This window comes from Curtobacterium sp. C2H10 (genome assembly GCF_025407985.1).
Classification (GTDB): Bacteria; Actinomycetota; Actinomycetes; order Actinomycetales; family Microbacteriaceae; genus Curtobacterium.
In genome coordinates this window covers 1-12,237 of record NZ_JABXGF010000076.1, presented here as the reverse complement: position 1 = coordinate 12,237, position 12,237 = coordinate 1, and the positions used below count along the sequence as shown (strand labels likewise).

The window sequence follows — 12,237 nt, the reverse complement described above, 5'->3', positions numbered from 1 at the left end:
CACGACACCAAGGGCGCACTCCTGCGCACCATCACCACCAACACCACCGGCGACTGGACCTTCACCACCGGCGGCACATACACCACCGACAGTGTCACCTGGAAGTTCACCTCCGGCACCGACACCATCACCCACACCTTCACCGGCAAGTAGCGGTCAGCCGCACGCACTGCGCCAGAGGGGCCCGTCGACCATCACGGTCGGCGGGCCCCTCTGTACGGTGCGAGACCGTGCTCAGCCGATGAAGGCGCCGGACCCGTAGTCGTCGTAGTTCGAGTACGAGCTCCCCATCGAGGCGAACGCGAACAGCCCGATGATCCAGAGGATCCACACACCGGTCATCACCCAGCCGGCGATGACACCGGTGAGTGCCAGGGCGCGCCCGCTCTCACCGGTCTGCTTGATGCGGCCGAGGGCGAGGTGGCCGAGGATCGCGCCGGCGGGACCGAGCAGGATCGCCATGAAGAACAGCGGGATGGCCCCGAGGCCGAACACGATGGACAGGATCGCCAGCGTGTTGGTCTTCGGGCGCTGCGCGTAGGGCTGGTAGCCCGCGGCCGCGTAGGGGTTCTGCTGGCCCGGGGCGGCGTACGGGTTCTGCTGGCCGGGGGCCGCGTACGGGTTCTGCGGCGCGGCGTAGGGGTTCTGCTGCTGCTGCGCGCCGTAGGGGTTCTGCGGCTGCTGCGCGGCGTACGGGTTCTGCGGCTGCTGCGGCGCCGCGTACGGGTTCTGCGGTGCGGCGTAGGGGTTCGAACCCTGCGGGGCGCCGTAACCCGGGTGCGCCTGCTGTCCGGACTGCCCCCACGGGTCGTTCGGCGCTGCCGCCGGTGCCTCGGGAGCGGACGCGCCGTACTGCTGCGGCTGCCCGGACTCGGGCTGGGCCGCACTCGACGGCACCGACGATGCGTTGCTGTCCGGCGTCTCGCCCGGCTTCGGCCACTGGTTCTGATCGGACACCGTCCACCCCTCTCGGCGCCACGGTCGTCGGCGCCTCATGTGAATCCTCCCACAGACACTCCCCTGCGGGCCGGACGCGAGCACGACGCAGACCGGACGCGGAACGGCGTCGGCCCGCGAGCGTCAGACCTGGACGGTCGTCACCGGCAGCGTCGAGTCCGCCGCGATCCCGAGGTCGCTCGGCGCGTGCCCCTCGGCGACGAGCCGGGCGCCGATCGCCGCGATCATCGCCCCGTTGTCCGTGCAGAGGTCGAACGGCGGGATGCGGAGCTCGACACCGGCCGCAGCACAGCGCTCCTCGGCGACGGCCCGCAGCCGGGCGTTCGCCACGACGCCGCCGCCGAGCAGGAGCCGGTGCACGCCGGTGTCCGCGCACGCACGCAGCGCTTTCGTGAGGAGCACGTCGACCACGGCCTCGCGGAAGCTGGCGGCGACGTCGGCCACGGGGACCTCGCGCCCCTCGTCACGGCAGCGCTCGACCCACCGGGCGACGGCGGTCTTCAGTCCGGAGAACGAGAAGTCGTAGCGGTGCGCGGCCATGTCCTTCGGCAGCGTCAAGCCGCGGGGGAAACGGATCGCGGTGGGGTCGCCGTCCGCCGCGGCCTTGTCGATCTGCGGGCCGCCGGGGTACGGCAGCCCCAGGAGCCGCGCGACCTTGTCGAACGCCTCGCCCGCGGCGTCGTCGATCGTCTCGCCGAGCAGTTCCACGTCGCCGACGAGGTCCTGCACGAGCAGCAGCGACGTGTGCCCGCCGGACACCAGGAGCGCCACCGTCGGCAGGTCGATCTCGGACCCGTCCGACCGGAGGACGTCGGCGCCGACGTGCCCGACCAGGTGGTTCACGCCGTACAACGGCTTGCCCGTCGCCACCGCGAGGGCCTTCGCGGCGCCGACCCCGACCATGAGCGCCCCCGCGAGGCCCGGCCCCGCGGTCACCGCCACGGCGTCGAGCTCGTCGAGGGTGACGCCGGCCTGCTCGAGCGCAGCGGTCAGCGTCGGGGTCATCGCCTCGAGGTGGGCCCGTGCGGCGACCTCGGGGACGACGCCGCCGTACCGCGCGTGCTCCTCCATGCTCGACGCGATGACGTTCGCGAGCAGGGTGTTGCCACGCACGATCCCGACACCGGTCTCGTCGCAGCTCGTCTCGATGCCGAGCACGAGTGGTTCAGCCATCGAGGGCCTCCTGTCCGATGGGGCCGACGCCGGACGGGCCGACGCCGGACGGCCCGACGCCGGACGGCCCGACGCTGGGAGCCGTCACGAGCTCCGCCCGCATCACCCACGCGTCCACACCGTCGGGCTGGTAGTAGCGGGGGCGGACGGCGATCCGCTCGAACCCGAACGCCGTGTACATCGCCTGGGCCACGGGGTTGTCGGCGCGCACCTCGAGGAAGACCTCGTGCACGCCACGCCGCCGCGCCTCGTCGAGGAGCTCGGTGAAGAGCACCCGACCGAGGCCCTTCCCCCGCTGGTCCGCCGCGACCGCGATCGTCTGGACGTCCGCCACGGGGTTGCCCGCCAACGAGGAGAGCCCGGCGTACCCGACGATCGTCGGCGCCCCGCCCTCGGTCGTCTCGACGACGACGTAGTACCCGTGCGGCGAGTACAGCTCGCCGGACATCTGCGACGCCGACCAGGCATCGGTCGGGAACGACGCGTGCTCCAGCCACATCACGTCGTCGAGGTCCTGCGGGTGGGCGCGCCGCAGGCGCAACCCGTCGGGCAGCGTCACTGCTTCACCCGCTTGGGCGCACCCGGCATCGTGACGTCCGGATCGCGGAGGTAGAGAGGCGCGTCCTCGGCGAAGGGCGCGCCGGAGGTGAGCCGGTCTGCGGCGAGCGCGCCGAGCCTCCAGGCCGGGATGGACAGGGCCGTCACGCGGTTCCAGCCCACGGCGTCAGGCCAGGAGGCGCGGATCGCCTCGTCGAGGTCTGCCGGCTTGGCGAGTCCGGGACCTGCGACGCGCGTGCCGGTCTGGCCGTAGGCGCTCCAGTAGACCTCGCGCCGACGCGCGTCCGTCAGGACGACGAACGGACCGGGTCCGTCCTGGTCGGCCGCGACCGCGTCGTGGCTGACCAGCGGGAGGACGGGGACGCCGCGTGCCGCGGCGAAGGTGCGGGCTGCGGCGATGCCGACGCGGAGGCCGGTGAACGGCCCCGGCCCCATGCCGGCGACGACGCCCGTGACGTCGGCGGGGGTGATGCCGGCCTCGTCGAGGACCTCGGCGAGGAACGGGCCGATGACCTCGGCGTGGCGGCGGCTGTCCTCGGTGCTGCGGGTCGCGAGGGCCTGCCCGCTGCCCGGGTCGACGACGGCGACCGAGGTTCCGGCGGAGGTGTCGATCGCGAGCAGCACGGTCCCATCGTAAGCGGCGGCGCGGTTGCTCGATGCCGATCGAGCGCCACTCCGGTGGCGGTCCCGGTCAGTGCTCGTCGTCCCGGACGACCGCACGCCGGACACCCTCGACGGCAGCGGCGACTCCTCGTTCGCGGACCGCCGCGTCCTCGTGCTCGGACTCGTGCACGAAGACGGTGGCACCGCGGCGCGCTCCGCAGAAGTCGACGACGCCGTGCTCGAGCTGGGTCTGCAGCGCCTCGCGGTACCCGTGCCGGTCGTAGACACCGGCATCGTCCCCGGCGACGGGCACGAGGTGGACGGTGAGCCGACCGAGGTTCCGGCGCATGCCCTCGTCGCCGCCGACGTCGAACGCCCACCCGTTCACGAAGACGCGGTCGATCCACCCCTTCAGCAGCGCCGGCAGCGACCACCACCAGACGGGGAACACCAGGACGAGGTCGGTGGCCCGGTCGATGCGCTGCTGTTCGGCGGCGACGTCCGTCGGGGCGTCCTCGCCGGTCCGGTAGGTGTAGCGGTCGGCGAGGGTGAAGCGCGGGTCGAAGCCCTCGGCGGCGAGGTCGGCGATCTCCGCCGTCCCCTCGGGCAACGTGCCCCGCAGTCGTTGCGCGACGTGGTGGGTCAAGGAGTCGGGGTCGGGGTGGGCGGTCACGATGAGCGTCGGCACACTGCATCTTCGCGAGGGCGGCTGGACGGCAGCAGGACCGCAGGGTCAGAGGACGGCGTCCGCCCAGCGCGGGCCGGAGGCGGTGACGACCACACGGCGCGGCTCGTCGGGGACGTCGTCCGGGTCGAGGTCGTCCGGGGTGCTGTCGTCACCGGCGACCGAGTCGTCGGCACCGGTCGCGCGGACGATCTCGACGTCGAGGACGCTGTCCGAGATGCCGTCGACGAACCCACGCCCCCACTCGACGACGACGATCGAGGCGTCCCAGTCGAGGTCGAGGTCGTCGAGCTCCACCGGGTCGGACAGCCGGTAGGCGTCGACGTGCACCAGGTCCGGCCCGGCCGAGGTCGGGTGTGTCCGGGCGAGGACGAACGTCGGGCTCGAGACCTGCCCGCGGGCGCCGAGCGCTGCGCCGAGCCCCCGGGTCAGGGTGGTCTTGCCAGCGCCGAGCGGACCGGTCAGGACGACGAGGTCACCGGCACGGAGGACGGCCGCGAGCCGGGCACCGAGTGCACCCATCTCCTCGGTGGTCCGGGCGGTGGTGTCGAGCAGCACGTGGGAGTCGGTCACCGTTCGCCCCGGAGGTACTCGGCGACGTGGCCCTCGACCCGGTGCCCTTCGTAGACGCGCGGCACCCGGGTGCCGATCCGGCAGACGATCTCCTCGCCGATGGTGCCGAGCGCGTCGCCCCACTCGAGGACCGTCATCTCGTCGTGCTCACCCGTGCCGAACAGCACGACGGTGTCACCGACCCGGACGTCGTCGTCGCCGACGTCCACGAGGAACTGGTCCATCGCGACGCGACCGGCGATCGGGTAGCGCGTGCCGCCGATCGCGACCTCGATGCGGCCCTGCGCCAACCGCGGGACGCCGTCCGCGTAGCCGACCGGGACGAGCGCGAGGGTGGTCTCGGCGGTGGTGCGGTACGTGTAGTCGTACGAGACACCGGTGTCGACGGGCACGCGCTTCGTCTTCGCGACCGACGCGGTCAGGGTCATCACGGGCTCGAGGCCGAGGTCGGCCGCCGAGACGCCGTCGGCACCGGGGATGCCGAACAGGTTCGCGCCCATCCGGACCATGTCCTTGCGGAACTCCTTGCGCTCGAGCCCGGCGAGCGAGGCGGCGACGTGCTCCGTCGGGATGTCGAGGCCGAGGTCGTCGGCCTGCTCGACCGCGTCGTCGAAGAGCGCCACGGCGGAGGCGTCCTCGTCGTCGGAGGACTCGGCGAGGTGCGTGTAGGCGGCCACGACCTCGATGCGCCCGTCACGCTGGGCGTCGCGGGCGAGGGCCACGAGGGCGGGCCAGTCGTCCGGCGTCGAACCGTCGCGGTGCAGGCCGGAGTCGAAGCCGAGGTGCACCCGGGCGGGACGCTGGTCGACGGCGTCGATCACCCGCTGCAGCTCCGGCACGTTCGAGACGCCGAGGTCGACGGCGGAGTCGATCGCGTCGCGGAAGTCCAGCGCGGGGTCGTGCTGCCACGTGAAGAGGTGGACGTCCTCGCCGACGCCGATCGACCGCAGACGCAGGGCAGCGGGGACCGTGAGCACGCCGATCCACCGGATGCCCGCGTCCACCGCGGCGAGGGCGATCGGCTCGAGGCCGTGCCCGTAGGCGTCGGCCTTCATGATCGCCATGAGCTCGACCGGGTCCATCCACTCGCGCACCAGGTCGAGGTTGGCGCGGTAGGCGTCGAGGTCGATCTGGGCTCGGCGCAGCGGCGCGTTCACGAGGTCCTCCGTTCGACGCTGCGGCCGACCCGGGCGACCACCTCGTAGTTGATCGTGCCGACTGCGGCGGCCCAGTCCTCGACCGCGGGGTCGCCGTTCGCCGGGTCGCCCCAGAGCACGGCCTCGTCGCCGATCCGGACGTCGGCGTCGCCGATGTCGACGTGCATGGCGTTCATCGCCACGCGACCGACGACCGGGAAGGTGCGGTCGCCGATCCGCACCGAGACGCGGTTGCCGAAGTCGCGGTCGAAGCCGTCCGCGTACCCGAGCCCGATCACCGCGAGCCGGGTGTCCGTCGTCGCACGCCAGGTGTAGCCGTAGCTGACGCCCTCGCCAGCTCGCACCGGGACCGTCCGGAGGACCGCGGCGGTCACGCGCATCGCGGGGCGGAGCCCGAGGTCGGCCGAGGTGCGGTCGGGGAACGGGCTGAGGCCGTACAGCGCGAGGCCGACCCGGGCGACGTCGTGCCGGGTCTCCGCGACTGCGAGGCTCGCGGCGCTGGCGGCGAGGTGCACCATGTCGGGAACGATGCCGTTCGCAGCGAGACCGTCGAGCGCCCGCTGGAGGGCGGCGTCCTGGTCGAGGTCGTCGGCGCGGGAGGCGTTCGCCAGGTGCGACATCAGGCCTTCGATGCGGGTGCGGTTGCCGCTGCGGGCAAGGCGACCGGCGGTGGCGAAGAGCTCGGACCACTCGGACTCGACCGCGCCGTTGCGGCTCAGGCCGGTGTCGACGCAGATGTGCACCGCGGGGACCTCGGAGTCGGCGGCGGCGGAGAGCTGGTCGACGCTCGAGACCGCCGGGGTGATGCCGTACTGCGCGGCGCGACGGAAGTCCTCGTCGGGGGCGTGCAGCCACGCCAGGATCCGGACACCCTCGTCGATGCCGGCGTGGCGGAGGGCGATCCCCTCGTCGATGTCCGCGACGCCGAGCCACTCCGCGCCGGCGTCCACGAAGGCCTGCGCGGACTCCGCTGCGCCGTGGCCGTAGCCGTTGGCCTTGACGACCGCGATGACGCCGGACGGTGCCACCTGTTCGGCGACGGTCGCGTAGTTGGCGATCAGCGCCTCCCGATCGACCGTGATGCCGGTGAACGCGCTCACGCAGATTCCCCTGTTCCTTCGAGGACCACGAACGCCGTCGCGATCCCTCCGTCGTGCGAGAGCGAGAGGTGCACGCTCGTCACCCCGCGCCCGTCCGCCACCTGGCGCGCCCCCTGGCGCAGCGTCAGCGACGGGTTCCGCTGGTCGTCGGAGACGACCTCGAGGTCCTGCCAACTCAGCCCGGCGCTCGACCCGAACGCCTTGATCAGCGCTTCCTTCGCCGCGAACCGCGCGGCCAGCGACGCGATCGGCCGGGGTTCCCCGTCGCGGACGAGCTCCGACGGGGTGAAGAGGCGCGTGCGCATCGCGGGCGTCCGGTCGAGCACCCGCTCGAACCGTTCCAGGTCGACCACGTCGACACCGATGCCGATGATCATCGTGCGGCTACTCGACGGTGACCGACTTCGCGAGGTTGCGCGGCTGGTCGACGTCGAGGCCCTTGGCCGCGGCGAGCTCCATGCCGAACATGTGCAGCGGTGCGACCGCGAGCAGCGGCTCGAACAGCGGCGTCGCGAGCGGGATGCGCAGCACCTCGTCGGCGAAGGGCAGCACGGCGGCGTCGCCCTCTTCCGCGATCGCGATCACCCGGGCGCCGCGGGCGCGGATCTCCTGGATGTTCGAGACGACCTTGGGGTGCAGCGACCGCGGGTCGCGCGGCGACGGGACGATCACGAAGACGATCTGCCCCGGCTCGATCAGGGCGATCGGGCCGTGCTTGAGCTCACCGGCGGCGAAGCCCTCGGCGTGGATGTAGGCGAGTTCCTTGAGCTTGAGCGCACCCTCGAGCGCGATCGGGTAGCCGACGTGGCGGCCGAGGAAGAGGACGCTCCGGGTGTCGGCCATCCAGCGGGCGAGGTCCTTGATGCCGGACGCGTCGTCGATGGTCTGCTGCAGCTTCGGTGCGAGGCCCTCGAGCTCGGCGACCTGCTCGGCGATCTGCTCTGCCGTGAGGGTGCCCCGCAGCGTGGCGAGGTGCAGCCCGAGCAGGTAGAGCGCGACGCCCTGCGCGATGAACGCCTTGGTCGACGCGACGGCGACCTCGGGCCCGGCGTGCGTGTAGATCACGGCGTCGGACTCGCGCGGGATCGTGGCGCCCTGGGTGTTGCAGATCGACAGGACCTGGGCGCCCTGCTCGCGGGCGTACTTCACGGCCATGAGCGTGTCCATGGTCTCGCCGGACTGGCTGATCGAGACGACCAGCGTGCGGTCGTCCAGCACCGGGTCGCGGTAGCGGAACTCGTGCGCGAGCTCGACCTCGACCGGGACGCGGGCCCACTGCTCGATCGCGTACTTGCCGAGGATGCCGGCGTAGGCCGCGGTGCCGCAGGCGATGACGATGACCCGGTCGACCTGCGCGAGGCGGTCGGCGATCGGGTCGAGGTCCGTCAGCGTCACGGCACCGTCGTGCACGCGGCCGAGGATGGTCTTCGCGACGGCCTCGGGCTCCTCGCTGATCTCCTTCGCCATGAACGACGTCCAGCCGCCCTTGTCGGCCGCGGAGGCGTCCCAGTTCACCTCGAACTCGCTCGGTGCTGCCGGGGTGCCGTCGAAGTGGATGACGTCGACGCCGTCGGGGCGGATCGTGACGATCTCGTCCTGCCCGATGGCGAGGGCACGCTGCGTGTAGGCCACGAACGCGGCCACGTCGGAGCCCATGAAGTTCTCGCCGTCGCCGAGGCCGACCACGAGGGGGGAGTTGCGACGGGCGCCGACGACGACACCGGGCTGGTCGGCGTGCACGACGAGGAGCGTGAACGCCCCTTCGAGTCGCTGCACGGCCTGCTGCATGGCGGCGGTCAGGTCACCGGTCGCGCGGAACGACCGGGCGACGAGGTGTGCCGCGACCTCGGAGTCGGTCTCGCTGAGGAACGCGACGCCCTCGGCCTCGAGCTCGGCGCGGAGCTCGGAGAAGTTCTCGATGATGCCGTTGTGGATGAGGGCGAGCTTGCCGCCGTCGGCCAGGTGCGGGTGCGCGTTGCCGTCGGTCGGGCCGCCGTGGGTCGCCCAGCGGGTGTGGCCGATGCCCGTCCCGCCGTCGGCGATGGGGTGCGATTCCAGCTCGTCCACGAGGGCCTGGAGCTTACCCGCCTTCTTCGCGGACGCGAGCTCGTGCGACCCGTCCACGACGGCGATGCCCGCCGAGTCGTAGCCGCGGTACTCGAGCCGACGGAGACCACCGAGGAGGACGTCCTGGCTGCTGTTGCTGCCGACGTAGCCGACGATTCCACACATGGGGACGATCCTACGGTCTGGCTGGACGACGACCCTGCGAACGAGCAGGGCTGGGGATAACGTTTGGGACATGGGACGCTTCGACGACATCGCGATCACGACGCTGCACGGTGAGGACACCACGTTCGGGGCGTTCGCGGACAAGGCGGTGCTCGTCGTGAACGTCGCGTCGCGCTGCGGCCTCGCTCCGCAGTACGAGCAGCTCGAGGCGCTCCAGAAGGAGTACGGCCCCCGCGGCTTCACGGTCCTGGGCTTCCCGAGCAACCAGTTCCTGCAGGAGCTCGGCTCGTCCGAGGCGATCGACGAGTACTGCTCCACCACGTGGGGCGTCACCTTCCCGATGTCCGAGAAGGTCAAGGTGAACGGCAAGAGCGCCCACCCGCTCTACCAGGCGCTCAAGGAGACCCCGGACGCCGACGGCAAGGCCGGGCGGGTCACGTGGAACTTCGAGAAGTTCCTGGTCGCCCCGGACGGCACGGTCACGCGGTTCCGCCCGACGACGAAGCCGGATGCGCCGCAGGTGATCGCTGCGATCGAGGCGGCGCTGCCGGTCTGATCGCGAAGGCCGATCGAGAGTGATCGCGATCGCTATGTTCCAAGCATCACCCGTCTGCAATATGTCATATTGAACATCCGCACACGAAGGATGTTCCATGTTCCCCAACTCCATCCGGGCCTGCTCGATCGGCGCACTCGGCCTCGCTCTGATCGTCGCGCCCGTCATCGTCCCGGCCACGGCGCACGCCTCGCCCCACCGGCTCGATGTCGCTTCCAGCGCCGCTCCGGTGCCGTTCTCGATCACCTCCGGCACGAAGTACATCAAGGGTGAGCCGTTCTCGATCACCGGCACCGGCCCGCGGTCCAGCACCATTCAAGTTGCCTCCGACGATCCTGGCTTCCCGAGGGGCGCCGAGACCGACGCGGCCGGGAAGTGGTCGTACCCTCTGACGGATTTCGCGACTCGGAACGAGAGCCTCACCTTCGACTTCCGTACCATCGACGACGAATTCGAGCGGATCACCTTCTCCGTCGACCGCGACGACAAGGCCGTACCGCTCTCGATCACGTCGGGCACGAAGTACATCCGTGGCGAAGCGTTCACCATCACCGGCACCGGGCCTCGATCCAGCACCGTCGAGATCATCTCCGCCGAGACCGGTTTCAGCCGCACCGTGAAGACCGACGCCGACGGGAACTGGTCCTACCAGCTCAACGACTCCGCCACGCGGAACGACAGCCTCACCTACCACTTCCGCACCCACCTCGGCGAGTTCGAGACCATCACCTTCACCGTCGACCCCGACAACGAACCCGTCCCCTTCGCCATCACCTCCGGCACGACGTACATCAAGGGCGAACCGTTCACCGTCACCGGCACCGGGCCCCGATCGAACGCCATCGAGATCATCTCCGCCGAGACCGGTTTCAGCCGCACCGCGAAGACCGACGCCGACGGGAAGTGGGCCCACGAGCTCAACGACTCCGCCACGCGGAAAGACAGCCTCACCTACCACTTCCGCAGCCACCTCGGTGCGTTCGAGACCGTCACCTTCACCGTCGACCCCGACAACGAACCCGTCCCCTTCGCCGTCACCTCCGGCACGACGTACATCAAGGGCGAACCGTTCATGGTGACCGGAACCGCGCCACGCTCCAGCAAGCTCGAGGTCGTCTCCGCGGCCGGATTCGCCACCCTGGTCGACACCTCGACTGACGGCAAGTGGTCCTACATGCTCAACGAGTACGCAACGAACGCTGACGGCCTCGCCCTTCGCTTCCGGACGCACCTGGGCGAGTTCAAGGAGATCGCGTTCACCGCCGACCCCGACCAGCGGGCGGTCCCGCTGGCCGTCACCTCCGGAGTGACGTACACGCGTGGCGAGCCGTTCACCCTCACCGGTACCGCGCCACGGAACACCGGTGTCGCCATCAGCGTGCCGAGGGGCAGCGCCACTGCCGAGACCGATGCCGACGGCAACTGGTCGTACACGCTCGACGCGGAGCTCACGGACACCGACTCGATCGCGGTCGGTCTCGACAACCACCTCGGCGAGCACGAGAGTGTCACCCTGCAGGCCGATCCCGACGCACTCGCTGTCACGTCGGGCCGGTCGTACACGAAGGGCGAGCCGTTGACGGTCACCGGCACGGGCCCACGCTCCACTCCGCTCGAGATCTCGATCTCCGGTGGCGTCCCCGCGGTGATCGGGATCCGCGCGGACGGGACCTGGGCGTACGAGCTGGGTGCCCGCGCGACCGACGTCGACGAGCTCGTCCTCGGACTCCGACCGAACAGTGGCGACGCCAAGACCGTCATGCTCGCGGGGAAGCCGAGCACCAAGCCCGTCCCCTTCGCAGTCACCTCCGGTACGGAGTACGTGCAGGGAGAGCCCTTCACGATCACTGGTACCGGACCCCGCTCGAGCACGATCGACGTCTTCCCCGAGTACCTCGAGCTCACGAGGAACACGAAGACCGATGCGGACGGCAAGTGGTCGTACCAGCTCAACGAGTACTTGACTCGCTTCGACAGCCTGACGTTCGGCTTCCGCACGGTCGCTGGTGAGCACCAGACGATCACCTTCACGCCGGACCCCGACCAGAAGGCAGTGCCCTTCGCGATCACGTCCGACACGACCTACGGCAAGGGCGACGCCTTCACGATCACCGGGACCGCACCGCGCTCGACGACGCTCGAGATCACCAACGAGCACGGTGTCACGAAGAGCGTCGCGACCGGCGCCGACGGCACGTGGAAACACACTCTCAACGAGTCCGCGACGAACCGCGACCGCTTCACGTTGCGATTCCGCACCCACCTCGACCACTTCGAGTCGGTCACTTTCACTGCCGATCCGGCCAAACAACCCGCACCAGTGGTGATCACGTCAGGAACGACGTACACGAAGGGCGAAGCGTTCACCATCGCCGGCACCGCCAAGCCAAAGGCCGAGATCGGTGTGCGCATCGCGCTGATCGGCCCGATCGACCCGGTGACGGCCGATGCCGCCGGCAAGTGGTCCCTGGCGATCACCGCCGACCAGGCGAAGGAGGACCGCCTGGCCCTCGTGCTGACCGCGAACGGCAGCGACCAACGGCACGAGTTCACGGCGCGGGACGAAGCGACCGAGCCCGCGCTCCGGCTCACGTCCCCCACCGAGTACACCAAGGGACAGAAGATCACCGTCACCGGCAAGAA

The 12,237-nt window shown here is 70.8% G+C and carries 12 protein-coding genes; 2 read left to right on the top strand and 10 right to left on the bottom strand.

All coding sequences use genetic code 11. The annotated features are described in order from the left end of the window. Nucleotides 1–234: 234 nt before the first annotated feature. The 10 genes from HWD93_RS17525 to glmS all read right to left on the bottom strand — a co-directional run bounded on the left by HWD93_RS17525 (nt 235) and on the right by glmS (nt 9,038). Complete coding sequence (locus HWD93_RS17525) at nt 235–957, bottom strand: DUF4190 domain-containing protein (protein ID WP_071294739.1); 723 nt, start codon at nt 955–957, stop codon at nt 235–237. Nucleotides 958–1,080: 123 nt separating this feature from the next. Next, entirely contained in the window at nt 1,081–2,130 is a 1,050-nt protein-coding gene (gene tsaD, locus HWD93_RS17520; RefSeq protein ID WP_071294740.1) for a tRNA (adenosine(37)-N6)-threonylcarbamoyltransferase complex transferase subunit TsaD, read from the bottom strand. Then, entirely contained in the window at nt 2,123–2,689 is a 567-nt protein-coding gene (gene rimI, locus HWD93_RS17515; protein WP_071294741.1) for a ribosomal protein S18-alanine N-acetyltransferase, read from the bottom strand. The genes tsaD and rimI overlap by 8 nt, the downstream gene beginning before the upstream one ends. Further along, entirely contained in the window at nt 2,686–3,312 is a 627-nt protein-coding gene (gene tsaB / locus HWD93_RS17510) for a tRNA (adenosine(37)-N6)-threonylcarbamoyltransferase complex dimerization subunit type 1 TsaB (RefSeq protein ID WP_071294742.1), read from the bottom strand. Before tsaB ends, rimI begins: the two co-directional genes overlap by 4 nt. A gap of 67 nt (nt 3,313–3,379) precedes the next feature. Then, nucleotides 3,380–3,979: an NAD(P)H-dependent oxidoreductase gene (locus HWD93_RS17505; protein WP_071294743.1), complete on the bottom strand. Its 600-nt coding sequence runs from the start codon at nt 3,977–3,979 to the stop codon at nt 3,380–3,382. A gap of 45 nt (nt 3,980–4,024) precedes the next feature. After that, entirely contained in the window at nt 4,025–4,549 is a 525-nt protein-coding gene (tsaE, locus tag HWD93_RS17500) for a tRNA (adenosine(37)-N6)-threonylcarbamoyltransferase complex ATPase subunit type 1 TsaE (protein WP_374115182.1), read from the bottom strand. Then, nucleotides 4,546–5,706 carry an alanine racemase gene (gene alr, locus HWD93_RS17495; protein WP_071294744.1) on the bottom strand — a complete coding sequence of 387 codons (1,161 nt, stop codon included), beginning with the start codon at nt 5,704–5,706 and terminating at the stop codon, nt 4,546–4,548. Before alr (HWD93_RS17495) ends, tsaE begins: the two co-directional genes overlap by 4 nt. Further along, nucleotides 5,703–6,806 (bottom strand): alanine racemase, encoded by a 1,104-nt coding sequence (gene alr / locus HWD93_RS17490; protein WP_254790717.1) that lies wholly within the window; start codon nt 6,804–6,806, stop codon nt 5,703–5,705. The genes alr (HWD93_RS17495) and alr (HWD93_RS17490) overlap by 4 nt, the downstream gene beginning before the upstream one ends. Further along, the gene (locus tag HWD93_RS17485) at nt 6,803–7,183 is read right to left on the bottom strand and encodes a holo-ACP synthase (RefSeq protein ID WP_229085749.1); all 381 of its coding nucleotides are present in this window, start codon (nt 7,181–7,183) and stop codon (nt 6,803–6,805) included. The genes alr (HWD93_RS17490) and HWD93_RS17485 overlap by 4 nt, the downstream gene beginning before the upstream one ends. Before the next feature lie 7 nt (nt 7,184–7,190). Next, a complete protein-coding gene (gene glmS / locus HWD93_RS17480; RefSeq protein ID WP_261647508.1) occupies nt 7,191–9,038 on the bottom strand; it encodes a glutamine--fructose-6-phosphate transaminase (isomerizing) in 1,848 nt (615 codons plus the stop codon). A 70-nt stretch (nt 9,039–9,108) separates the two neighbouring features. On the opposite strand from glmS, the gene HWD93_RS17475 reads away from it, so the two are divergent. Both HWD93_RS17475 and HWD93_RS17470 read left to right on the top strand, forming a co-directional pair. Beyond that, the gene (locus HWD93_RS17475) at nt 9,109–9,594 is read left to right on the top strand and encodes a glutathione peroxidase (RefSeq protein ID WP_071303179.1); all 486 of its coding nucleotides are present in this window, start codon (nt 9,109–9,111) and stop codon (nt 9,592–9,594) included. A gap of 97 nt (nt 9,595–9,691) precedes the next feature. Further along, nucleotides 9,692–12,237, top strand: a 2,546-nt coding sequence (locus tag HWD93_RS17470) for a hypothetical protein (RefSeq protein WP_261647507.1), incomplete at its 3' end; no start/stop codon positions are given.